The 24,462-nt window shown below is 65.6% G+C and carries 13 protein-coding genes and 2 pseudogenes; 12 read left to right on the forward strand and 3 right to left on the reverse strand.

Annotated elements, in window-relative coordinates:
• The first annotated feature begins 136 nt into the window (after positions 1-136).
• The 3 genes from AC3EN4_RS28940 to AC3EN4_RS28950 all read left to right on the forward strand — a co-directional run bounded on the left by AC3EN4_RS28940 (position 137) and on the right by AC3EN4_RS28950 (position 9,193).
• Positions 137-892: a formylglycine-generating enzyme family protein gene (locus AC3EN4_RS28940; protein WP_435209409.1), complete on the forward strand. Its 756-nt coding sequence runs from the start codon at positions 137-139 to the stop codon at positions 890-892.
• 535 nt (positions 893-1,427) lie between these two features.
• Positions 1,428-4,124, forward strand: coding sequence for an N-6 DNA methylase (locus tag AC3EN4_RS28945; RefSeq protein WP_435209410.1), 2,697 nt, complete (start codon positions 1,428-1,430; stop codon positions 4,122-4,124).
• Positions 4,125-4,927: 803 nt separating this feature from the next.
• Positions 4,928-9,193: a tetratricopeptide repeat protein gene (locus AC3EN4_RS28950; protein WP_435209411.1), complete on the forward strand. Its 4,266-nt coding sequence runs from the start codon at positions 4,928-4,930 to the stop codon at positions 9,191-9,193.
• Positions 9,194-9,746: 553 nt separating this feature from the next.
• Here AC3EN4_RS28950 and AC3EN4_RS28955 read toward each other — a convergent pair.
• The 3 genes from AC3EN4_RS28955 to AC3EN4_RS28965 form a co-directional block, all read right to left on the reverse strand.
• Positions 9,747-10,265 (reverse strand): hypothetical protein, encoded by a 519-nt coding sequence (locus tag AC3EN4_RS28955; RefSeq protein ID WP_435209412.1) that lies wholly within the window; start codon positions 10,263-10,265, stop codon positions 9,747-9,749.
• A complete protein-coding gene (locus AC3EN4_RS28960) occupies positions 10,265-10,663 on the reverse strand; it encodes a PadR family transcriptional regulator (RefSeq protein ID WP_435209414.1) in 399 nt (132 codons plus the stop codon). The genes AC3EN4_RS28955 and AC3EN4_RS28960 overlap by 1 nt, the downstream gene beginning before the upstream one ends.
• A 483-nt stretch (positions 10,664-11,146) precedes the next feature.
• Positions 11,147-11,368 (reverse strand): transposase, encoded by a 222-nt coding sequence (locus AC3EN4_RS28965; RefSeq protein WP_435209415.1) that lies wholly within the window; start codon positions 11,366-11,368, stop codon positions 11,147-11,149.
• Positions 11,369-11,506: 138 nt separating this feature from the next.
• Between AC3EN4_RS28965 and AC3EN4_RS28970 the strand changes: the two are divergent.
• The 9 genes and pseudogenes from AC3EN4_RS28970 to AC3EN4_RS29010 all read left to right on the forward strand — a co-directional run.
• Positions 11,507-11,812 (forward strand): annotated as a pseudogene (locus AC3EN4_RS28970) (transposase); the annotation flags it as partial.
• Positions 11,813-12,054: 242 nt separating this feature from the next.
• Positions 12,055-13,230: a M48 family metalloprotease gene (locus AC3EN4_RS28975; RefSeq protein WP_435209417.1), complete on the forward strand. Its 1,176-nt coding sequence runs from the start codon at positions 12,055-12,057 to the stop codon at positions 13,228-13,230.
• A 585-nt stretch (positions 13,231-13,815) separates the two neighbouring features.
• Complete coding sequence (locus AC3EN4_RS28980) at positions 13,816-14,544, forward strand: hypothetical protein (RefSeq protein ID WP_435209418.1); 729 nt, start codon at positions 13,816-13,818, stop codon at positions 14,542-14,544.
• Positions 14,541-15,194, forward strand: coding sequence for a hypothetical protein (locus tag AC3EN4_RS28985; RefSeq protein ID WP_435209419.1), 654 nt, complete (start codon positions 14,541-14,543; stop codon positions 15,192-15,194). Before AC3EN4_RS28980 ends, AC3EN4_RS28985 begins: the two co-directional genes overlap by 4 nt.
• Before the next feature lie 1,061 nt (positions 15,195-16,255).
• Positions 16,256-17,035 carry a hypothetical protein gene (locus tag AC3EN4_RS28990; RefSeq protein ID WP_435209421.1) on the forward strand — a complete coding sequence of 260 codons (780 nt, stop codon included), beginning with the start codon at positions 16,256-16,258 and terminating at the stop codon, positions 17,033-17,035.
• Between the two features lie 208 nt (positions 17,036-17,243).
• Positions 17,244-17,516 (forward strand): annotated as a pseudogene (locus AC3EN4_RS28995) (transposase); the annotation flags it as partial.
• 888 nt (positions 17,517-18,404) lie between these two features.
• Positions 18,405-19,844, forward strand: a complete 1,440-nt coding sequence (locus AC3EN4_RS29000) for a PD-(D/E)XK nuclease family protein (protein ID WP_435209422.1) — start codon at positions 18,405-18,407, stop codon at positions 19,842-19,844.
• A gap of 14 nt (positions 19,845-19,858) precedes the next feature.
• Positions 19,859-21,004, forward strand: a complete 1,146-nt coding sequence (locus tag AC3EN4_RS29005; protein ID WP_435209424.1) for a pPIWI_RE_Y domain-containing protein — start codon at positions 19,859-19,861, stop codon at positions 21,002-21,004.
• A complete protein-coding gene (locus tag AC3EN4_RS29010; RefSeq protein WP_435209426.1) occupies positions 20,997-24,455 on the forward strand; it encodes a pPIWI_RE_Z domain-containing protein in 3,459 nt (1,152 codons plus the stop codon). The genes AC3EN4_RS29005 and AC3EN4_RS29010 overlap by 8 nt, the downstream gene beginning before the upstream one ends.
• Positions 24,456-24,462 lie beyond the last annotated feature (7 nt).

Raw genomic sequence — 24,462 nt, forward strand, 5'->3', positions numbered from 1 at the left:
CGGGCGACGCTGCCAGGCCAAATTCAATGGAGCTGCCAGCTTTCGGCCTGAAGCTTCGACAGGCCGTTGATCTGTGCGCAAGCTGCGGGGCATCAGGAGAGACCACCGGACGGCTTGGCTGCTAGCGTTCGCCGCCATGTGGACCGAGGAGATCGTGGCCAGGCACCCGACATGGCGGCACATCCCGTCGGGAGTCGTGTTCCGGAAGGTTCCGGGCGGCACGTTCCGGATGGGGCTGTCCGAGGCGGAGCTCGACGCCGTACGTGCCATCGAGCGCAGCGGCGGAGTCGAGGACACCATCGACCCGTTCCTCGCGAGTGCCGGAGACGCACAGCCGGTACGCGACGTGCGGATCGAGCCGTTCCTGCTCGCCCGGCACCCGCTGACCGTGGCACAGGTCCAGCACTGGCTGCCCGAGTACGAAGACGACTACGCCGGGGCGGACACCGGCACGACCCGACTCGAAGGCGACCTGGAGAACCTGCTCAAGCTGTTGCCGTTCCAGCTGCCCAGCGAGGCCCAGTGGGAATACGCAGCCCGGGCCGGCACCACCACGCTGACCCTCCACGGTGACGAAAAACCCGACGAGGACCAACTCCTCGACGACTTCGGCGACGAGACGCGGACGGCCGCCAGCGAGAACGCGTTCGGGCTCTCGGCGATGGGCTCGGCGAACGAGCTCTGCGCCGACGTGTGGATCCCCGGGTTCGACGGCGCACCGTCAGACGCGCGGCCACGGACGGGAGACGGACCCCGGACCGTACGCGGCGGAGCCGCCGACCTATGCCCGTGGCAGGGCTGTGACGAGTGGCTGCTGCTGCTGTCCGCCACCCGATACGAACACTCCGACTTCACGGCGGTACGCCCAGCCGCAGCACTGCCACCTCAGTGAGGGTCGTCCAAGCGGATCGCATCTCGAACCGGCAAGCAGACCGACGGTAGCCGAACAGGGCTGCGGCGTCACCCGTCGGCCTCACCGCCCGTAGGACCGCTTGGTCCCCAGCAGCACCGTAGCCCGGCCGACAGCTACCCGTGCGGGCCTGCCTCGGCGAGAAGCCGAGCCAGGACGTCACCGAGGCCGACATCGAGGCACTGATTGACTGGCCGCTGACGGAGGGTCGGCAACGCCCCGCTCCGGGTCAACCGCACCGGCAGCGGCCAGGCCAAGCTGCTGTCCGGCACGGTTCCCGGGAACTGGCCCGGAAGGAACTCGCCGTTCGCCAAATTCACCCGTCTTAGCGGACATGGCGTCCTCGCCACCACTTCAGCGGTGAGGCGATAGATAGTGCAGCTGCTCGGCTCACCGGCAACGATCCTCGGTGGAGGTCTGCGTGAGAATCCGCCAGCGGAAGTATCAGATCCCGGTGGTAAGAATGGCGGACAAGTCCAGCGATCCACGCTGACACCAGCCACCATGGAGTGCGGCAGTGAGAGACAGCTCGCAGGATCTGGCCAACCTCATCTGGTCCACGGCCGACCTTCTGCGGGGCCCCTTCCGCGCGAGTGAGTATGGTTCGGTTCTCCTCCCACTCACCGTGCTCCGCCGCCTCGAGTGCCGCAATCTGCTCGGCGGCCAGAGCCTCGTCTTTCAGGCGCACGCCGGCACCGACCCACTTGAAGCCCTCCGCGCCATGCACGACCACGCCCCGGCGGAGCTAGCCGACCTGCTGGCCCAACTCGACCTACACGCCATCGCCTCGCAACTCGCCGAGGCCGGTCTCCTGACCCTGGTGATCGCTCGGTTCGCCGCGCTCAACCTCAGCGAGCAGGCCGTTTCCGATGCCGAGATGGGCTCGGTCTTCGACGCGCTGGTCCGCCGTTCCGCCGAGACCACGGCAGGCTTCGCCGGAGAGCACTTCACCCCGCCGGATGTAACCGCCCTGCTCGCCATGCTGATCGTCGCGCCCGACGCCTCTCGACTGGCTCGCCGCACCGCCCCGATCCGCGTCTACGACCCGGTCTGCGGAGCCGGCGGCTCCCTCATGGCGCTCTGGGCCGCCGCCGGTCAGCTGAGCCCGGTGGAGTTGTTCGGCCAGGATCTCAACCACGCGTCGTCCGCGCTAACCTCCGCCACCCTCCTGATGCACGGGCTCGACCCCAGCGGCATCGCCCAGGGCGACACCCTCAGCAACGATGCCCACCCTCACGCCACCTTCGACTACATGGTCGCCGCCCCGCCCTTTGGCATGGAGTGGAAGAAAGTCCAGGGGGAGGTCAAGAAAGAGGCCGCGCTGGGCGACGCCGGTCGCTTCGGCGCCGGCCTGCCGCGCATCAACGACTCCTCGCTGCTCTTCCTCCAACACATGCTGGCCAAGATGCGCCCGCCGGAAGACGGCGGCAGCCGCCTCGCCGTCCACTTCAACAGCAGCCCCCTGTTCGAGGGGGCGCCTGGCAGCGGCGAGTCGGAGATCCGCCGTTGGATCCTCGAGAACGACCTTCTCGAAACTGTGGTTGCCCTGCCTGAGCGGCTCCTCTACAACACAAGCATCCCGACCTACATCTGGGTTTTGACCAATCGCAAGGAGCCCAGCCGCGCCGGCAACGTCATCCTGATGGACTGCCGCCGGCACTTCGCGGCGATGCGCCGCTCGATCGCCGACAAGAGCAGATATCTGACGACCGAGCAGATCTCCGAGATAACCGCGATCCGGCGGTCGGCCACCGCGACCGACGCCAGCGCGCCCGACGTCGCCAAAGTCGTGCCGGTCGCCGATTTCCGCTACGAACGGGTCGTCGGTGACGTCACCCGCGTCGGCTATGAGATCCGCCCGTTCGCCTTCTTCTCCATCGCGCTCGGCGACGGTTTCGCGCCGCTCTCCTCGGTCGCCCAGGTCATGCAGCTCATCCATCCGCCCAGCGTCGACGGGCCGCTACTCACCGCCAAGGATCTCGACCGGCACGACCTCTCCGCCGCTGATCTCGACACCCTCGTGACCAGGTCGCCGCTCACCCCGTGCGCCGCCGGTGACGTCGTCGGCGGCCCCGGCAACTGGCACCTGTTGCCGCCCGGGTTCGGCGAGGCCTTCACCCGTATGTCCGTACTCCGGCCGCTTCGCCGCACCGGCCGCGCGCTGTGCGAGTTCCTCAACGCCCCGCATAACGCCGGATACGACCACCGCCTCCACCCGCTCACCGATCTGCCGGTACCAGCCGAGATCCTCAACGACGAGACGTTCAGCGACCACCTTGAGGACCTCCGCCGGTCCCGCGCTGACCTCGCCCGGATCACCGCCGGCATCCTGCCCAACGTGTTTGAGGGCACCCGCGGCGACCTGGCTAAGACCCGGCGCGCGGTCAGCGTCTCGCTCGCCGAGGCGGCCCTCACCACGGAACTGCTACAACCGCTAGAGGACCCATTCTGGCGCGCCGAGTACGCGTACCCGTTCCCCATCGCCGCCCTGGCCCGCCACTATCGGATCGCCGCCTCACCCGCCCAGCGCAAGGAAGCCCTGCTCAAACTGGGCGAGTCGGTCGCCCGCACGATCGGGAATCTTGCTCTTGCCATGCTGGTCGGCCGCAACGACAATCGGATGTCGGCCGAGCTGCGCCGCAAATTTGAGCGCAGCGCCACCTGGGGCACCTGGAACTGGATGATCAAGGACCTGCGCACGGCCGGTTCGGTGCCCGAGCTCCCCGAACTCGACAGCATCCTCGACGAGAACGGCACCCACACCCTGCTCACCCAGGCCCTCAAGTTCCGCAACGACTCGGGGCATTCCTTCGGCGTCCAGCCGGCGCACGAGCTGGAGGAGGAGATCGCCCAGATCGAGCCGGTCGTCCAGCTCACCCTCGAGTCCGCCAACTGGCTCGCCCAACTTCAGTACGACCTGGTCGACCGCTGCGAGTACACCGGCACCGACTTTCGCCTGATCGGCCGGCGGCTGCGCGGCAGCCACCCCGACTGGGAGCCGTTCGAACGCCTGGTCTCCGGCCCGGTCACCCCGCACCGCGTCTACGTCAACGGCCCCTCCAACGCAGCGACGATCGAACTGTGGCCGACCGCCAGCGCCGAACTGTGCCCGAAGTGCCGCCAGTGGGAGTTCTTCGTCATCAATGAGGTCCACCGGTACACCGCCACCCTGCGCAGCGGCCGCGACCACGAGATCGACCGCCAGCTGACCTGAACAGCGGCGGTCTGGGGTCGCACGGATCCGGTGCGCGAGCAGCGACAGAACGCTCGGCGGTCTCCGTTCCTCGACGTCGGCCACCTCTGGGCGAACGCCGCATCCTGGCAGTCGGCGAATCCCGGCGTCCCGCCACCCTCCCACCGGACGAACGCCGACGGCAGGCCGGGGGCGGCTGTGTGCAGCCGGAACCTGAGCCTCCATCGCCCCTATGCGCGCGTCTAGGACAAGCTGGGAGAGGCCTCGATCCCGAGTCTGTGATCGCCGTTTGGGTAGGCATCGCTCACGCCTAGGCATCTCCAACGGTCTGTTGCTGGCGAGCCTACCTGCACTGTGGGCTCCGACTTACAGCGCAGGCCCGCAGAAAAGTGATGAGGGTTCTCAACTCTCGATTCGAGGAGGAATGGCCGAGGGACTGCGTACATTTCCGTGTTTGACCTGGGCGCCATTCGTTGGACAGTGACGTCGATCCTGTCGCGGGGCCGACAGCCGTACGACCGCCGCGTCGGTCTGGCGCCTCGTGGCCGGAACCGCGTCGCGGGTGACCTAGAAGGCCACGTTGGACGAAGCCTCGGCGAACATCAACTCAGCCGTAGTGGCCCTGCAAGCACGAGGTGGGTTATCACGGTCAGCAGGGACCAGGCCCGCTGCCGGAACCGCGCCGAGGAGCGCCATCCGGTAGCAGAATCCATATCGCTCGGTCGAGTTGAGTCGACACGACGTCCGGCTGCACCTTCTCGCTCAAATGTCTTCTCCTGCTTCGGCAGGCCCCAGCTGCTCCCCGCAAACACTAGGGTGGTCGCATGAGCGGGTCCACCCTTGACGCCAACCTCGCAGTCGGCCTCGAAAAGTCCGTTGTGGACGCCCTCGATCAGTGGCAGGCAGAGACCGGCAACGTCATCCAGTACGAGCGGTGGCTAGCCGGAGGCAACACGGCCGCTCCCGTGGCGGTCGTCGTCGTCACCGGCCCCGGCGGACCGGCCAAGGTAATCCTCAAGGCGTGCCCGCCGGAACGAACGACGTCACGGGAGCCGCGGCTGCACTCCCAAGCACTCGCCGACTCCCCGCCGGAATTCGCCGAGCGGCACCTGGTGCAACAGCCCTTCGAGACCGTCGAGAGCAACACCAAGTGGCGGGTCCTGTTCCAAGCTGTCGCTGGCGACTCGCTGCGCCGGGTCGCGCCTCTGTCAAGCATCATCCGCGACAGCCGCCTGGCCGACATGGCCGGGCATATCGTCCCGCAGCTACTCACCGGGTGGAATCCCGCGCCAGAGGTCCGCAAGACGACGCCGTACGAGGTTCTTCGCTCGGACCTCGGGACGAAGGCCGACAAAAAGGGTCCCCTGACCCGATTCAACCAGGTCCGCAAGCTGGAGGCTGCGCCGTGGATCCGCTTCCCCACCAACCTCGCAACCACGGTGCCGAACGCCCTGTCCTGGATCGAAGACCCAGCCCTCTGGCCGGGTGACGCCACCTTCTTCGGGCTCTTCGGACGAGCCCACGGCGACCTTCACCCGGGCAACGTACTGCTGCACGTGAGCCCAAGCCCGTCGCCCGAGGGTTTCCGCCTGATCGACCTGTCGAGCTACGAGGCTTCGGCCTCGATGGCCAAGGACCTCCTGTATTTGTCACTGGCGATCGTCGCCGAATACCTCGACGACACACCGGCCCGGCGCGAAGCGCTCTTCGACGTCCTTCTAAGCGACGCCGACGGGGTGTCATCCGACCTCCAGTCGCCCCGAGACGCTGTGCGTCGCATGCGCCAGGCGGCGAAGGAATGGCAGGTCGGCGCCGCCCCCGGCATGGACGACGACTGGGACGACCAGCTCCAGCTCGCTCTGGTGAGCGCCGCTCTGCAGGGTGTCGGCCGGGTCAAGGCGACCGAGGCGCTACGTCTCTGGTACTTCGAGCTCGCCTGCCGAGCCCTCGGTCAATACCTCCGCCGACAGGGAGCCGTCGAGTTCCCGCCAGATCCGGGAACGGTTCCCGTGTGCGGCCCTCAACTCGACGAGGAGGTGCGCAAGGGGATCGACCGGCTGATCGGGACGTCGGGCGTCCTCAACGACAAGCGTTCGGTGGTCGCTCTTCTCGCGCCCGGAGTCAGCGGCCCGCGGATAGGGGAACTGCCCTGGACCGCCGTCATGGCCTTCGACCCGGACATCGACACCACCGGGCCGCTCGCGTGGGCGCGGCAGCAAGGCAACAGACTGCACCGCCTCGTGACCAGCGGACAGAATCCCGAGTTTCGGCACGGATCGACCACGTGGATCGTCTTCGGCGAAGATGCCGAGGCGGTGAATGCGAACCATCGTCTCTGGCGGCGGCACAACCGGCCCTTGATCGCCGAGTCGGTCAGCGGGCTCGCCCGGTTCAGCTCCCGGCCGATCGCCCTGGTGGTTCTGGGTGACCCGGACAAGCGCGTGGGCGACATCCTGCAGGCCTTCGACGATCGGTTCGGCGATCGATCGACCACGGTGCTGGTCAGCGCGACACCTAGCGACATCGACGACTACGTCGACGAGCACATCGCGATCGAGCCAGGGAAACTACTCGACAATCTTCCGGTCCTTGAGGATCGCGACGTCGCCCCGTCGACGATTCCCGGCCTGGACGGGCCGGTAGTTCTCGACGCCGAGGATGCACAGTGGTTCCGTGAGTTCGCCGAACTGCTCGACTCGTCGTCGGGCACGACGGCCGGCAACACCGAGAACACCGGCCGGGGCTTCCTGCAGGGCCGAACGGTGACTTGGTTCGAGCTCAGCCTGGGGCTGGACGTACGGCCAGGAATCGCCGACGACCTCGAGCAGGCGGTCCGCGTTGACCTCTCCGGCCGAGACACGCGCCGAATCGCGCTCATGCATTATCCCGGCGCCGGCGGAACGACCCTAGGCCGTCGACTCGCGTGGGACGTGCACAGCGACTTCCCGACCATTTATTGCGCCGGCACCCACGAGGACTACGGACTGGCCGAACGCGTCAGCCGCCTCAGTCAGCTGAGCGGACTGCCCGTGCTGGTCGTCCTCGAGAACACGACCGATGCCGTCACGGAAGGCGTCTACAACCGGCTGCGCGGAGACTCGGTCCCGGCGGTCGTCGTCGTGGTTGGCCGGCGGTTCGAGAAGCCGCGGGAGGCCGGACCCAGAAGCTTCTACCTGGGCCCAGCCGCCACCCTTGCCGAGCTTGCGAGCCTGGTGAACCGGTATGTCGAATATGCACCCCAGCGCGCCAATGAGTTGCAGGCGATCCAGCCCGGCTTCAAGACGGCAGTTCCCTTCTACCTGGGCCTGGTGGCTTTCGAGAAGAATTTCCACGGGCTCGTCGAGCATGTCCGGCGCTCACTGGCCAGGGCTTCAGCTACCGAGCGCGCGGTGTTCGTCCTCATCGCCGTAGCCCATCGCTATGCCGGCATCAGCGTAGCGTCGGACCTGTTCGCGGACATCCTGCAGGCCGACGACGATCAGGCCGTCATCCTGGAACAGCACCTCAGCGATCCGGTGCAGAGCTTGCTCGCGGAGGAGGCGCCGGGATATTGGCGCACCGTTCACTGGTTGATCGCCGAGGAATCGCTCCGGCAGCTGCTCACACCCCCGGGAGCCGCGGCGGAGGCGTGGCGTCTGTCTTTGTCGAGGACAGCGTCGAACGTCATCGAACAGGCGAGCAGCGTCTTCGGGGAGGCGCCACCCGACGACATCCGCGATCTTCTGGACCGGCTGTTCATCAACCGCGAAAACAGGGAACTCCTCGGTGGCGAGCGACAGCGCTCGTTCTCGGAGTTCCTCGAGGGCATCCCCTCCCAAGAGGGTCGCCTCGAAGTGATGCGCCTACTGGCCGAGCATTTCCCGGGCGAGGCCCACTACTGGGCGCACTACGGCCGTCTGCTGAGCTATGCCGGCGACTCCGACGGGGCCCTGCAGGCGGCGAAACGCGCGCTCGACATCAACGACACCGACACGATCCTCTTCCACATTCGGGGAATGATCTATACCCGGCGCCTGCGGGACCTGTCTCAGGCAAAGGAGAGGGACGAGGCCGAGCTCCTCCGGCTGACGGAGCTCGCGCTCAGCGATTTCGACGCTGCCGCGAAACTCGACGACAAGTCCGAATACCCACACGTCGCGACCGTCTCCGTGGCCCTCACGGCGATCGATATAGCCCGCGATAGCGCCCGCACAGCCTCCTTCAGCGAGTTCCTCTCCCGGCCCGGTTCGTCGGTCTACCGCGGGCTGGTGGAGCGGGCCGAACGAGCGATGGACTCCGTACAGGAGATCCGGGGCGCGGATCCCATGTCCGCCCGGGCTCAGACCGTCTACGTCGAGCTCCAGCAACTGTACGACGACTACGCCGCCCTCCTCCAGGGATGGCGCAACCTGCTCGATCGACCGGACGTGCTCAAGTCGCCAATTCGGCGCCGGCTGGCCCGCGTCTACGTCCGCCGGGCCGGCGACTGGAAGAACCTGGACCGCGACGACCGGCGACGTGTGCTGGCCCTGCTCGAGGAAAACCTCCGCGACGATCCGTCCGACGAGACGAGCCTGCGGGACTGGTTGCGGGCCGCCCGCAGCGGTGCCGCCACCCTGGACCGGGCCAGCGAGCTGGTGTCGAACTGGGCTGTGCAGCGGGGTTCCCGCGAGGCGTATCTGTACGACTACATCATCGCGGTCCTCCAGGTGATCAACGGGCGGAGGAGCCAGTCGCGGGAGGCCCAGCGGAAGATCGACCGATGCCGAGATTTGTCCCTGTCGTTCGGCAACCGCAAGTTCAGATACGAATGGCTGGGCAAGGGCGACGGACTCAGCCAGTTGGTCCACTACTCAGAGTTGCCGCCGAGCTGGAACCGGGAGCGCAGCGACGAGATCCCCGCCACCCTGCGTGTCATGCCGGCCAAGGTGTCGGCGATTAGATCGCCCCAGGCCGGCAGCCTGCGCCTCGACAACACGGACTTGGAGGCCTTCTTTGTCCCCGCACGGGCTGGGGTGCTTCGGGGCCGGCACGAGAACGCGCGGGTAAACGCGGTGCTTGGTTTCTCGTACGACGGTATCCGGGCGTGGTCGGTGACCCTGCGCAGTTGACGGTCGGCGCTACCCCCGGCCATTGAACACGAAATCCCGTACCAAGGCCTTCGACAAGGTTCTCGCGGACCCGCGGCCCCCGATGCGAGCGGCTCGGTTCGACAGCGCGAAGGAAGCCGCCTCGCGGCGCGACTTCACCACAATCAGATGGATGCCATGAACGTAGGCGCAAGGGTAGCTGGCGTGGACCACCCCGTCCGACGACCGGGCCGGCCACCGTCCGCCCAGCTCAAGGCCGTCAGGATGCAGGCACACCGACACAAACGGGTGCGCGTACTGGCTACCGCAACTGTGGAGTCATCACCGAGGCAGCCCTCGTGGGAACGAGGAGACTTGAACCCAGGAGAGCCTCATGTCGAGCCTCGTCGTTGCGACGTCCTCTACGCGATGCTCCGCGACAAGATCCCCTACCAACCACGGCCGACAGATCAGGCACCCGTCCCCGCTTGACGAAACCCATAGGGACACCCCCTAACGATGAGGGGCCCACCGTGAGTGCTGGGACGGCGGGCAGCACCTCGCCGGACAGGCCGGTCACCGCGTCGATCTCCGTTCACCGATCCACTTGGCGGCGATGCTGCGAGCGCCTGGAGCGCCACCAGCGCCGTGCCACGATCATTACGAGGCCGCCGACCGCGAAGAGGCCGAACGTTACGGCGACGCCAGCCGCGAAGTCCACCTCGAACAGCGCTGCGACGACGGAGCTGGTCAGCACAAATGCCACTGCCCACGCCACCGGCGGCCAGAGCGCAAGCGTCCAACGCCACAGCCACCGACCTGCCGGCACACCGCGCATTGCGACGAACCGACCCACTCCTCGCGCCGCCCGCGACGTTATGGCGCTGCCGTAGAAGCTGAGCGCGGTGAACAGTTTGAACAGCTTGCCTGGGCGCTCCTCGATGATGGCCAGCCACTCTTCGGCGTAGACCGCTTGCAGCTCTAGGTCGTTGGTCCAAGCCTTGGCAGCCTTTAGCACGATCCGGCTGGCCAGCCATGGCGAGACCTCAGTGAACTCGGTGACCACCGCGGTCAGCACCACGCCGAGCACGAAAAGTGCGATGTCGCGCGGCATCAGTGGACTGCCCCAAACGCCGGACGCCAAGAGGCATCGCTTGCCGCCGGGCGCCGCTCGGCGAGTAACGCCCTGGCCCGGGCTGCGCCAGCGTCAGTGAGCTGGTAGAAGCGCCGTCGCGGCTTATTGCCGTCTGGGTGTTCCAGTTCCCACCGGGCAGTGACGAGTTTCGCGGCGGTCAGGCGCTCCAGAACCTTATACACCGTCGGCCCCCGCAGCTGGGCCTCCTTGATGATCGCCCAGCCGTGCAACTCGAAGCCGTCAGCGTTGATGAGAGCGGCCAACACGTCCAGGGTGGGCTGGGTGACGCGCGTAATCCCTTCAACAGGTTGGACGGCGTCGGCCACGGCTCGTGCCGCTGCGGCCTTGCCGACTCGTCGTGCATGGTCCCTTGTCATGCCGTTAATGCTACTAGGTGAAACAGATGTAAGTGAAATAGAGTTCAGCATGCCCCGATAAGACCAGTTCTGTGCGCCCACGCCTACCTCGCCGTCACCGGGCTGCCCGTCGGACCATGGCCTCTCACGTGCTGGGGTGGGTTTCGTGGTCGCGGGCCAAGCGGCGGTGGGCGGTGAGCCAGGCCAGGGTCCGCTCCACGATCCAGCGGCGGGGGTGCACGACGAAGCCGCGCTGGTCGACGGGTTTACGAACGATCTCGACGGTGGTGCGCAGCAGGTCGCGGGCCTAGTCGACGAGGCCCGGCGAACCCGGAGTCGGCGAAGACGTGCCGGATGGGGCTGGCCGCGTCGGTGGCGAGTAGTGCGCCTTTGGCGCCGTCGCGGTCTTGCCAGGACGCGGTCAGGACCCAGACGGTGACCAGCAGGCCGAGGGTGTCGGCTCACGTAGCTCGGTCAGGATCCGCTCGGTCACGCCCTGCCTGTTCAGCGGTGTGAAGTGCGCGTACACGGTCTGCCACAGCGGAAGTCGACCGGCAAGTACCGCCACGCGCAACCGGTGCGCACCACGTACAAGATGGCGTCGATGACGGCCCGGCGCGCGTGCCTTTCTGGTCTGCCCATCCACTGCGGAGACGGCAGCATCGGCTCGATGATCTCCCACGCGGCGTCGGTCAGGTCAGAGGGGGTACGCCGCACTCGATCCATGCCTGTCTACCGGACCGAGCTACGTCCATCGACCGGAGCCACTGTGCGGCACCCCCGACTGACCTACAAACCAAACGCGCTCTAATACTGCAACGGCAGGAGGCGAATCGAGTTCGGCTCGCGTTCGTTGGTCTGCCTGTGACGGACGTTGATGTCGATCAGTGGCATGGCGAGTTGGACCGGTTGCATGCCCGGATCGGGTCTCGGTTTCGGCGGGCGGAACCACGGAGGCGGGCGCGGCAGTACCTGTGCGGCCTGGTGTCGGGTCTGGGCCGTAAGAACGGCTGGACCCTGGCTGAGCAGGCCGGGGACGTGTCGCCGGACGGGACGCAGCGGTTGCTGCGGTGGGCCGACTGGAACGTCGACGCGGTCCGCGACGACGTGCGGGACTACGTGGTCGAGCACCTCGGCGATCCTGGCGGTGTGTTGATCGTCGACGACAGCCTTGCCGCATCTGTCGTTAGCCCCTCGGCGGCCCTCGTCCTCCTTCCACTGCTTGGAGGACGCCTGGTCTTGCAGCGAGATGCCTCTCCAGCATGCAAGGCAGGTGCATCTCCCGACAGGAGAGTCCCCTCCAAGACGGCGGCGACATACAACGACACGCCTTACAGTTGTAGCTTCTGCCGCCCGCTATTTGCATAATGTCTACGCCCTATCGAGTAGCAACAGGAAGAGGGTATAGGCAGATGGCGACGCTAAAAAACTCGCGTGGCAAATTTTTCCATATCCATAAAATGCCACCCGATCGTAGCTTTTGGTGGTATTTCCTTGAAACGGTCGTACCTCAGCCAGAAGCCACGCTCAGCAGGTACTCGAAGGCAGACGTCGAATTGTTCACAACATTTCGACCGCAACGCTCTAATTGTGAACAGCTGACCATCGTTATGGAAGACTTGACTCGTTCACTACCCGACGATTGCAAAGCGCTGGCACGCAATCTCTTTGTTGGCCGGACTCTTGATGGCGAGATTAATGCCCGAGCATGGTCAGAGAGACAAGCGGGATTGGTAGAAATCAGCCTTCAATACACGCACGTACTGGGCGCGTACGCAGCAACCTATGACGAATATTTCCAGTCAGTCAGATCTCTTTTTAAAACCATTACCGATCCGGCAGTCAACGAAGACGAGCTTGTTGCCAGACTGGCAGAACGCCTAGAACAGCCATGGAGCGAACTCCGGGCTCAGCAGAGCCAGTGGAAGGATCCGACCGTCGTACTCGGTGGGTGCGCAACAATCTTCAGCTCGGTCACTCCTGAGCGAATGCCGACCGTAGAAAGAGCAGTTCTCGCTGGAGAAGCTTTTATTATCGCACACGAGCTGGCCCACCATCTCCTCGGACATACAAGCACTAGAAGAGACAAGCAAACCGCAAAGCACGCCCTCCACGAAGCCTTGAATGCAACATCGATACCTCAGATCTTGTTGCCCCTAAACCCTTCCCAATGCCAAGAAATAGAAGCTGATGCGCTCGGCTTCTTAATTTGCGCTAACGCACTTCGCGGCACACCCACTTTTCCTGAAATCTATCATGCACTCGCAGGGTCCGTCCTGTCCTTCGTCGCGGCCGCCCACGTCAAAGACGACTGGATTGCCGACGACATCGCCCCGACGCACCCGGGATTCTTTGAGCGAATGCGCGTGATCACAGAGCTGACAACTCTCGTGGCCAAGCAGCGCCCGGCCGACAAAGAGACGGGGCACCCGCTTGCATTCCTCGCCCAGCTCCAAACATTTTCAGCATTAGCCTTGAATGCGTATTTGCACCAGCACGATCCGGTGGAACATCGGAGAGTCGGCCTGCTAGACGTTGCTAGTCATCTAACCGGGCTAGTGGACAAGCTAGAAATACCCCGCCAATGACGGTGCATGAATGACAACCACCCACCGGCCGTTGCGCCCCCTAGCCATCCCGTCGGCCTTCGTCCGCACACCCGTGGAGTGGGTGGGGCCTGCCCGGTCAAGGTGGAGCACCCCACCGTCTGAACGACCTTGACCGGGCAGGCCCAACCTGCTCGGCTCCGCCCGGACGGAGGTTGTCGGGGTGGCGCCACCATCCCAGAGCGCCTGAGCGCCCCGCCGGAGGCACGCCCTGGCCGTCGCCTTCAACATCGAAGCCCCGGATCTGCCATCACCCTTGACGGCCCGGGGCCTCTTCGTATGTCGGCCGCCGGCGGGGCTGCAACCGTTCGGGGTGCGCCCCGTGCGCTTGCGCTAAGGGGCGCGGGGTCCCCGATGGGCGACCCGTTTGGGTCGGCCCCCGGTCGGCGGCGCGAGCGGCCTGCGAAGCGGGCCGCCTTGATCTCGTACAAAAGTTCTCACAACAAGCCATGGCGTGTCCAGCGTGCGGCACGACGGCCCCTCGCCTGGAACCTCGTCAGCAGGTTCCAGTTGGGCTTCTTGTGACTACTGATGTATGACGTTGATGGACAACCACCGGGGGGAACCATGGCGAGTCGACCGAGGAAGAGCATCACCCCGCGAAAGACGTGTGAACGGCTCTCGCTGACCGATGCGACAAAGCGCCGATTGTGGAGCGAGTCGGGCGGCTACTGCGCCAACCCCGAGTGCGCGACTGCACTCTTCGATGATGACGCGGACATTGACTTCGCCGAGATGGCTCACATCGTCGCTGCATCCAGCGGCGGGCCGCGGGACGTTGACGTTGCGCAACTATCGAAGGAGCAGAGGGCCCACCACAGCAATGTGGTAGTGCTGTGCGCCAACTGCCATACGAAGGTAGACAAGGCACCCGGTACCTATCCGATACGGCTGCTGCAGCATTGGAAGGCTCGGCACGAGGACACTCTTCGACGCGTCTTCGGGACGCCTACCTTCTCGACCCGGTACGAGGCTCGTGCATTTGTCAATCCTCTTCTAGACGAGAACCGCTCGATTTTCCTTCAATACGGACCAACACCAGGAGACTTCTCAGAGTCACGGGCGAGTCAATGGCGCCGCCATGTAGCGAGATCCATTGTGCCCAACAACGCGGTGATCGATAGGGTCCTGAAGCTGAACCGCTCTCTACTGGGACAGCAGGAGCGGACCGTCGCAGACCTCTTCTCTATCCACGCGGCCGAGTTCTCCGCGCGTCACCTGCTCAATGACTGGACTGCTGGCTCCACAAGATTTCCCGACGGCATGGAAAAAATCTTCGAGGGGGAAGCCGTATGACCATCCGAAGCTGGATCGCCGGAAAGCTGAGCGATGAATACGACGTTGAACTTGAAGGTGACCACGGACTACGCATCAAGCGGCCTGCGCGCCCGACTGGCTTCGTCTACTGCGTCGAAAAGAACGGCAGCAACCCGTTTAGGATTGACAACTTCGAAGCGGCCCGCCAGGAGATGCCGACCGTTGAGTTCGTGGTTCTTGTCAGGCGTGAGGCAGAGAACGAGGTATACAAGCGGGCAGAGCAGTTGGGGCTTTGCGTTTCTGGCTTTAGCGATCTGCAAACGGCGCTATCGAGTAATGATGATATTTCAGATTACTTGAGCCGTGAGCAGACTTATCTACGAGGACGCCTGACCGGGAACCGCCACGTGAGCAGCGTGCGACGGATCGGCGAATTGGCATATGAGATTTCACGGCAGGACGAGCTGGAGTCCCTCAACATTGTCGCCATCTCCCACTACGAACTCACTTCGGATACGGTGTACGATTTGCTGGAGAGGAACGACGACCTCGGAGTGAAGGCGATAGTATCCACCAATCCAAACTGCGAGGGATTTGCCCCTGAGGTGCTAGAGGCGGGGGCTCAAACGGGTACCAAAATCTTACCCCTTAAGTACTTCCTCCAGAGCCTAGGGGGAACATGGACCTAATTGGCCGTTGGGGTCACCTGGACCAATTCTGCGAAGCCGCTTCGAAATCTGGTGATCTCCAGGTATGGCTGTTCGGCTCGGCGCTCCGGTCCTCAAGCCCTGCAGACCTAGACGTCTTGGTTATCTACGTCCGCCGAGAGGATGTAATGTCGCTTAAGAATGCGAAGCGGTGGGGAGATTTTGATCCACCGTTGCATCTCATCGCAATGACTGCCAGCGAAGAACGTTTCTACAGGTTCAAAGCCGCTACCTGCGCTGTGCGCCTCGCCTGAGGGTGGTCCCTTCGGCCGGCAGCTACTGCAGATTTTGCGACCCGCCGAATCGCTTAACTCGGACATCTACTTAACGATTTGGCGGTTGAGCCGTCACTCCTGCCAGCCGCCGTGACCCAAGGTCAACGGTGACGCTAGCGAGGGGCCCGTGGTACCCGTACGATCCCTGCTGTGGGAGAGCTAGCGGCAAAGGCGGCAGAGGCGTCGGGCCGGCTCCTGGCCACCCCCTTGCCTCGCCGATGACGGCACGTGCAAGCTGTTGCTGAGAAAGCTCAGGCGCTCGCTTGGGTGGTCAGTACTCCCGCTCCATGCCGGCCGGGCTGGGCACCGCGGGCCTTGTTGAAGCGGACCTCGGCGCCTTGGCGGATGGCGAGGTGTCCGAGGGCTTGTGCGAGTTGGGTTTCCCGACACCGATGGGTCCGTGTAGCAGGACTGGCTCGCCGCTGTGCAGCCAGCGCAGGGCGGCGAGGTCGCGGATCTGCGCGGCAGCGGGCGAAACCCGATTCCGCTCAAGGCTCGCCCCCTCGCCAACTGACCGACCGCCTGCAATCGTCGATATCGCGCCAGAGCATTTTCACTGGTCAGTGACACACCGGCACGGCATCATGGTCGCGTGGCTGAGGTACCTGTCCTTTCTGCCGACCGCTTCCAGTACTGGGCGGTCGACTTCATACGTAACGAGTACATAGTGGTCACGACAGACGGACAACGCCATGCCGGAGCGCTACCGACTACAGCCTGGCCCGGCGACCTGGTCGCACGTCGGTCTTTGACTGGGAGCGTTGGTGGGTGATCAGCACGACGCGACGGGGCGACACGCTTATCTCGGAGGCGTACAGCCCTGTCAGCACGGACAAGGGGCGACCGGCCGTCTACCTGGACCAAAATCACTGGAGCAAGCTCGCGTGGGCGATGGTCGATCCCAGCAAGATTGCGAGCAGGGATGAATTCGCCGCTGCAATGCGGATCATCGAACTCGCCACCGACGCCGGCATCGTCCTGCCGCTCTCGTCAGCGCACTTCACCGAGACCTACCCACTCTATGGCGACCGTCGCTACAACTTGGGCCTCGCGATGGCCCATACGGCCGGTGGTTGGGAGCTTCGTTCCCCGATGAAGGTCTGGGACAATGAGGTGGCCGTGATGCTGGCTACGCACAAAGACGTGCCGTTGCCAGCGTTCTCGGAGTTGCCCGTCGTCACCACCGAGCCACTGGCCTTCCTCGCCAACGGCGTGCGAGCGTACGAGATCGACAACGACTGGGATCTGTTCCAGCTCGTCATCTCCGAACCCTCTATCACGTTGTCGTGCCTGATCGACCCCACCCCTGAGGCGAAGGGCGACGTGCCCGGGTGGGTTCAGCGCAATCAGGAGATCACTGACTACTTCGCCGGGCAGCGGCTCTCCGATGCAGATCGGCGGACACAGGCCGCAGGATTCTTCTGGACCGACAACATTCAGGTGCTCGCCAGAGCGGCGGCACGGGTTGGCGTCGACCCGAGATTGTTCGCTCAGGATGCCAAGGAACTACTCCGGCAGACCGAGACGATGCCGTTCGTGCAGACATGATCTTCGAGATTGTGGTCGGGGTCGCTCGGGAAACACTTGCCGCCCTCGGGTTGGCTCCCCACGGCCTGCGCCCTGGCCGCAACCGCCGGCGGGAGCCACAAGGAAGCCATGCGCTGCCTGAAACGGCGCCTGGCCGACGTCGTGTACCGCATCATGATCAAAGACACGGAGACCTCTCTGCTGCCGGCGGGTTGACAAGAGGGGTGCCAAGTTTCCGGCCGCGGCCGAGCACCTCGATGCCGCCCGCGACGATTTACTGGCCTTCACCGGCTTCCCCCGTGAGATCTGGCACCAGATCTGGTCGAACAACCCCCAGAAACGGCTGAACAAGGAGATCCGCCGCCGCACCGACGTCGCCGGAATCTTCCCCAACCGCCCAGCGATCATCCGCCTCGTCCGTGCCGTCCTGGCCGAGCAAACCGACGAATGGACCGAAGGCCGCCGCTACATGGGCCTGGAACTACTCGCCAAAGCCCGCATGATCAAGGGTCAACACCGATCAACACGACACCGACCAGCCCGAACCCACCCCAATCGCCGCATAACATCAGACCGGATTCCGCGATGGCCGTCTCCTACACCACCAGCGCGGACGCGACCGAAGTCGATCCACCATCACCAACGGTGCGAGCCAGACTGCCATCTCCCCCACCACACCGCCATCAATCACACGGAGGGCGGCAGCCGTCGTGGTCCCGGGTGTTTCGAGACAGCCGCACCGACAGTGTGCTCGCAGGACAGTACGAGATGTGAGCCGCGGTTAAGCATGGTGGCAGGCGGGCTGATCGGATTCGAGCCGAACGGCTCGGCGTTGGCCGCGACCACCGGCGAGCGTGACACTCTGCTTGGTCAGTCTTCGGCGCTGATTGCATGACCACGAATCGGTGATTGTCGTTACTCGGACGGCACGGGGACTGCCATGTGCGGCTCGTATGGCAACCCGAGGCGAGCGTCCTGGGTGAGCGGCATTGCGGGTGCCGCATGCTCAGAATCAGCCAATCGGCTGCCGCGCAACCGTGCTCTTGGCCTTCACTTTGACGCACTAGAGTTGCTAGCTTGACCGCATGCAGCGACCGCATGCTTACTCTATGCGATCATATGTTCGAACGCGATGCCGGCCAGTGCGGAGGAGTCAAAGGGCGGCCTGGTGAGTGAAGAAGCGCTGGCGCCCGCAGCCCGTGCCGACCAGGCGGTGGCCGGCCTAGTGCCTCGGCCGCGTTCCGGTGACGACCGGGCTCCCGTATGGATGGTGCCGTCGGGGCTGCGCGGATCACCGAATCTTCTGCGGGTCACCTCCTCGCAGCTGAGCGGTTCAGAAAACACTTGCCCGACTTGCCGCGCGGTCAAGTCCCGACCGGGGCTGCGGGCCATGGACTACATCGATGTGGACGAGCCGCCGATGGTGCTCGGTCTGATCATGGACGTACTCGACCGCGTTGAGTCCGGCGAGCCGCTCGACGTGGCGCTCGGCCTGCTAGACACAACTTTTCCGTCGGCGGTGGACGCCGACCCGCGCCGCTACGTCGCCCATGCTATCGATACCTACCTGAGGGCTACCGCCGATCGTCCACCGCTGGCGTTGCATCGGCTCATGTGGGCCATCCAGCATAAATCCGAGGTAGTCCGGGAGATGTGGTCGTGGGGACGGCGGTATCAGTCCGCAGACGGCTCGCGGCGGGAACTGCGATTGCTGCGGTTCAAGAACGCCGACCCGACGCGACGCACTAGGGAAGAGGTCGCGGCCGTCGCCTACATCACCGCCTTCGGGTCGACCGCCCGTCAGGGCGAGTACTGGAACGAACCGTTCGAGCTCTATGACGGACCGAAGCCCGATCAGGTGACGGTTCTGGAAATCGGGCTCTTCGACGGCTCCCGGGAGATCCTGTTCGACGGCACGGCGACCCAGGCGCGCGACAAGTACGACGCCGAAGGCCGTAAGGAAGTCCCAAGCCTGTTGAACGGCTCAGGCCTTAGGCCGGGCGGCGACTGCCCGAAGTGCCGGCTCAAGGCCGCCTGCCCGGCTGTTGCTCGCGCCGGTAATCTGCTCGGCGTTGTGGCCCGGCCACGAACACGGCTGCGGAAGGTCTCGGTCAGCGATCTGCGCTATTACGAGCGCTGCCCGGCACGGTACCGGCTGCAGTCGATGTCGTTGCCCCGCCTCAACGAGTACGACCGGTATGCGCGGCTGGGCAAGGCCGTCCACAAGGTTCTGGAACAACGACATTCAACCAGCACCCGTCCGTGCTCGGAGACGGACCTGCCCGACGGCCACGAGTGGGTGAAGGGCTGGGACCTCGACGAGCGCGAGGTGCGGGCGGGCGTGAAAATGCTGGCCAACCACGCGCTGGTCTGCCCTCTGCACACCGGTACCGATCTACTCGTCGAACCCACCTTTACCTTCCATGACACCTCGGCCCAGGCAATGATCATTGCCACACCTGACCTGGTCTATCAGGACAGGGGCGCCTGGGTCTGGCGCGAGACCAAGACCACGCAGCGGCCAACGAGCACCCGTCCGGTCCTGGAGCTGTACCCGCAGCTCGCCCTGGCGACCACCGTCTTGGCAGCCGGGCTGCTGGGCGGCGACGTCAGCCGTGCGCGGGTCGAACTCGAGGTGCTGCGGCCGGAGTCATCCGATCTGGTGCCGTTCGACCCGCACGAGCCTGCGAATCTGGCACAAGCGCACGACGTGCTGCGTAGACTCGCCCAGCCTTGGCGCAACGACACGGACTTCCCGGCGCGGCCGGGCGAAAACTGTCGTACCTGTCCGGTACGTAGGTGGTGTAAATCCGCCCTCGCCCCGGAGTAGCCCTGGAGCCCCGTGTGCCCGCAACCGCCACCGCACCGCCCGACCTGTCCGCGTTCTCCGGCGTGAAACTGTTGCGCCTGGTTGCGACCGCCGTAATCGACCTTTCCCGGCATGCGCGGACCCCGGAGCCGGTGTACTCGGACAACGTGCAGAAGGCCTACAACCACGTCGTGGTGCAGAGCCTGCTGCGCGGCACCCCGCCGCCGGCGAGTGTTACCGAACTGGCCGAGTGGGCCGCCACGAAGCCGCTGGGCCAGTGGCCGCTGGAGCTTCCCGACGACGTCGAACCGGTCGAGGAGTACCTTGTCGACGCCGGCACCCGGACCCCGACCCAGCTGTGTTACGAGTGGCACGTCCCCGCGCAGGACGCTGCGGCCGAGTTGTTCGAGAACGAGGTCATCCGGGATGTGTTCGTCCAGTGCGAGGCCGCTGGCAACCCGGCCGCCTACACGGCGTTCAGGCAGCTTCTGGTCGAACATCCGGTGCTCACCGGCGTGCAGATGGCCATGCTGCTGGGCGAGACGCCGGAGCTGGGGCTGGTCATGGAGACCGTCAAGCGCTGCTATGAGCCCGCCCCCGCGGCCTTCAGAGCCGGTGACAGCACGTTCACCACCTGCGCCCGCTGCGGCTGCCTGCTCAAACCGTACGGAAGCGGCTGGCGGTGTGAACTCGATCGATGCCGCCGCGAACAGCGGTCCACCCCCGGCGGGCAGATCATCCCGGCCGCAACCGGCGGGGTCCTGCAGCTGCGGGCACCGCTGCGGATGTTCATCACCGGCCCGGGCCTCGCCGAGATCGATCTGCAGAAAGCGCTCGCCCGGCGTGGGCTCCCGGCCGAGATGTGGCCTGGCTGCGACGCCTACGACCTGCGGATCACCCTGCCGAACAAGGCGGTCTGGGCGATCGACGTCAAGGACCGGGCGAATCCCGCCCTGCTCGGCCACACCGCCACCGCGCTGCGCCATCAGCCCCGCTACGACGAGGCGTATCTCGTCGTCCCAGGGTATCGCTTCACCGACCGGGAGGACTACGCGCGCGTCTTCAAGCACTACTGCCCGCCCGAGGTGGCATCGCGGCTGCGGCTGATGAGCGACGCCCAGTTCCTGCGGCACGTCGCGCGAACCATAGCCCGCCTCGACGGGCAGGTCGCCGATGCGTGACCGCAGCAGCTGGCACAAGGAACTGATGGTTGAACTGTCCCCGGTATGGCCGCGTACCAGCAGCGGCCTGCAGCTGAGCGACCTGCTCGACGTCGAACTGGGCCTCTACCTGCTGCACACCGTGATGCCGCACCGGGCCGCCGGTGACGCGTGGACGCTGTTGAGCGGCTACCCCTACGGCGAAGCGTTCGGCGATGTGCGCAGCCCAGAGGACCGGCTGATGATCCGCCGCGCCCGGCACTACCTGTGGGACCGCGCCCGCCGCTACACCTGGCGCAACTCGCTCACGCTCTACCGTGAGGTCGAGATCCGGCTACGGGGCTTTGACTTCGACGACCTCGACACCCCGCCCCGGCGGCAGCAGCCCTCTCGCGCCGCCAGCCGATTCGAGACGTTTCAGCGGCTGCTGGGCTCACCGCCGCCGCTGGAAAGCCACCAGCTGAACATCGCCGGTGCGGGCGAGCACGTCTTCCAGGTCCGTGACCAGCAGTACTCTGCCCGGATCCCCGCCGTTCTGGTCGAGCGGAGCACGCCGGTGCGCCACGATCTCGACGCGCTGCCTCCCGGCAAAGGCGCGCCGATCTTCGTCAACTGGCAGCAGCTGAGATCGGCCGCGGCGGCGATGGACGAAATCGAAGAGCGCAGCAGCGGGAAACCCAACCAGTGGGCCCGCCGTCTCGACCGGGTGGCGCTGTTCACCCGGGATGAGACCGCCCGGGAATACGTGGTCAGCGGTGACCTGCGTATCGAGCAGCTCATGCACATGGTCGGCATGGTCGGTGCTGGCAAGTCGACCATACGGGACATCCTCACCTACCATCTGGCCTCCGACCCGGCCTGCCGGCGTCACGTCACCATCGTCGTCGGTGACGTCGCCGAGATGCTCACCGTCACCGCCCAGCTCAACCGGCTCGGCGTGCCCGCCGCCCCCGTGCTCGGCCATTCCACCCTGGAACGCAATATTCAGCGCCTGCACCGCCGTGCCGAAGCCAGTGCAGAAACGATGTTGGCCCACCAGCACCCGGGTTTCGCCTACTTGTCCAGCGCCTGCCCGCTGGATGCGCTGCGCGGCCTCGAAGCCCGCCGCGCGCTGCGTATCGGAGAGGCACCGTGCGACCGCCTCTACGCCGACCCGGACGCCGACGATGCGGGTGCCAGCACGGTGGGCGGCGGCAGGTCGCGGGGGCTGGCCCGGCAAGGGTGCCCGCTCTGGTATAGCTGCCCGCGCCACAACGGCGCCAGAGACCTGGTCACCGCCCGGGTGTGGGTTGCCACCCCGGCCTCGCTCGTGCACAGCCGGGTGCCCGCCCACCTGACCAGTAAGACTATCCGCTACGCCGAGCTCGCCTGCCGGCGCAGCGACCTGATCATCGTGGACGAGGCCGACCGGGTCCAGATGCAGCTGGACACCGCGTTCGCGCCGGCCGCGACCCTGGTCGCCCAGGGCAGCGAGTCGTGGCTGGACGAGGTCGGGAAACACAAACTCACCGAACTGGCACGCCAGGCCCGGCTGCAGCTGTCGCGCTACGACATCGACGACTGGGGCAATGCACTCAACACCGTTATCGCCGCCACCGATCGCATTTACTCGATGCTGATCACCAACGAGCCGCTGCGTCGCTGGATCACCCAGGACTACTTCTCCGCGATGACCCTGCACCAGTGGCTGCTCAACGAGTGGTTCCCCCATCTGCGCCGCGACCAGAACAGCGACGAACCCGTCGACGACAACAACCTTGCCGGGCAGCGTGCAGCGGTGGCCCGCGTCGACCAGGTCCTCGGCCGGTTCCGCGACAACCCGCTCTCCCCGATGCAGCCGTCCGGCCCGGACGACACGGTCACCGTCCTGGTCAACTCGCTGGTCAACACCGCCACCGAGCTGCTGCACGCGCAACGCGGCGAGACCGGTCGCCGCTACCTGCGCGACCGTCTGCGTACCCTCATCGGTGAGCTCGTTCCCGGGGGCAGCCCATTGCTGAGGGACAGTCCGGTGCTCGGCGCTGGGGAAGCCAACCTCGACCGGTTCGAGTTCACCCTGGTGCTGGCCGTGTTGCACAACCGGCTCAACTTCGTCACCACCCTGTGGCCGCGGGTCGAGGCCGCCCTGAACCTGGAAGCCACCTCGAACGTGCTCTCCCGTCGGCCGCCCAAGGACTACATGCCGATCGTGCCCGAGTCACCGATGGGAAACGTGCTGGGCTTTCAGTTCCAGGCCGGGGAACGCAACGCTGACGGGGAGCAGAGCGGCGAGCTGCGGTTCTTTCGCTGCAACGGAGTCGGCCGGGAACTGCTACTGGAACTGACCGGGATCCCCGCCATCGACGACCGGCCCGGCCCTAACGTTCTGCTCATGTCGGCCACCAGCTGGGCCGGCACCTCCAGCCGCTATCACGTGCACGCCACCGTCGATGCGATCCTGCGCCCGCACGAGCACGAGATCGCCGCAATCAAGCAGAGCCGGTTCCGGACTGAGTTCCTGTATCGACCCGACAGCACCGAAGCGTTGCGGCTCTCCGGCGTCGACCCGCAACGACGCCCGCAGCAGCTTGAGCAGATGCTGCACGCCTTGGCCGTCCCTGACCGCACCCTCGCCGGCGCGACCTCACTTTTGCAGCAGGAACTCGACGCCATTCCCGACCCGCAAAGACGCCGGATCCTACTGCTGGTCGGCAGCTATGCCGAAGCCGCGCATGCCGGCACTTACCTAAACAGTCAGCCCGAGTGGGCCGGCAACGTCACTGTGCTGGTCGCCGACGACACCGACCTCGACCACTCCTGGAATACCCTGTCCGCCCAGCACGGGCGCCGCTACCTGCGCCGTGGCGAGATCACCACCTTCCCCGACGCCGGCGGGCAACTGCTCATAGCGCCGCTGCTGTCGGTCGAACGCGGCCACAACATCGTCACCCCCGGTGGGAAAGCGGCCATCGGCAGCGTTTACTTCCTGGCCCGCCCGCACCACCGGCCCGACGACATCACCCTGGCGACCCAGGCCATCAACGACTGGGCGGTTCGCCAATACCGCGGCGCTGGCCGCCCGTTCCGGCAACTCGTCCTCGCCCAAGGCACCCCGGACGCGGCCGGCGTCCGTTTCAGGCAGGACGCCAGCCGCCGCTGGCATCGCTACCTGACCCGCCGCTTGTCCTGGACCAGCCTGCCTGCCGATGAGAAATCCTCGTTCACCTGGGACCAACTGGTCGTTATTTGGCAAGTCATCGGCCGACTCGTCCGCGGCGGCGTTGCCGCCCGCGTCTACTTCGTTGACGGCGCGTTCTCTCCCCGCGAGGCCGGTTTTAAAGGCGCTGACACCCCGGAAACGAGTTTACTGCGCAGCATGATCCACGAGCTCGACCCGTATTTCAATCCGGCCAGCGCCATCGACCCGCTCGACCGTTCCCTGGTGCAGGCCCTATACCAGCCCCTGTACGAAGCGTTGCGCGCCATGGGCTGACCAAGCG

The organism is Micromonospora sp. bgisy143, assembly GCF_057708145.1.

Coding starts and splice junctions, on each gene's coding strand:
- AC3EN4_RS28985 (WP_435209419.1), top strand. CDS start 14,541: ATGACCATCCGAAGCTGGATCGCCGGAAAGCTGAGCGATGAATACGAC.
- AC3EN4_RS28960 (WP_435209414.1), bottom strand. CDS start 10,663: ATGACAAGGGACCATGCACGACGAGTCGGCAAGGCCGCAGCGGCACGA.
- AC3EN4_RS28965 (WP_435209415.1), bottom strand. CDS start 11,368: ATGGATCGAGTGCGGCGTACCCCCTCTGACCTGACCGACGCCGCGTGG.
- AC3EN4_RS28980 (WP_435209418.1), top strand. CDS start 13,816: ATGGCGAGTCGACCGAGGAAGAGCATCACCCCGCGAAAGACGTGTGAA.
- AC3EN4_RS29010 (WP_435209426.1), top strand. CDS start 20,997: ATGCGTGACCGCAGCAGCTGGCACAAGGAACTGATGGTTGAACTGTCC.
- AC3EN4_RS28975 (WP_435209417.1), top strand. CDS start 12,055: ATGGCGACGCTAAAAAACTCGCGTGGCAAATTTTTCCATATCCATAAA.
- AC3EN4_RS28955 (WP_435209412.1), bottom strand. CDS start 10,265: ATGCCGCGCGACATCGCACTTTTCGTGCTCGGCGTGGTGCTGACCGCG.
- AC3EN4_RS28950 (WP_435209411.1), top strand. CDS start 4,928: ATGAGCGGGTCCACCCTTGACGCCAACCTCGCAGTCGGCCTCGAAAAG.
- AC3EN4_RS28940 (WP_435209409.1), top strand. CDS start 137: ATGTGGACCGAGGAGATCGTGGCCAGGCACCCGACATGGCGGCACATC.
- AC3EN4_RS29000 (WP_435209422.1), top strand. CDS start 18,405: ATGGACTACATCGATGTGGACGAGCCGCCGATGGTGCTCGGTCTGATC.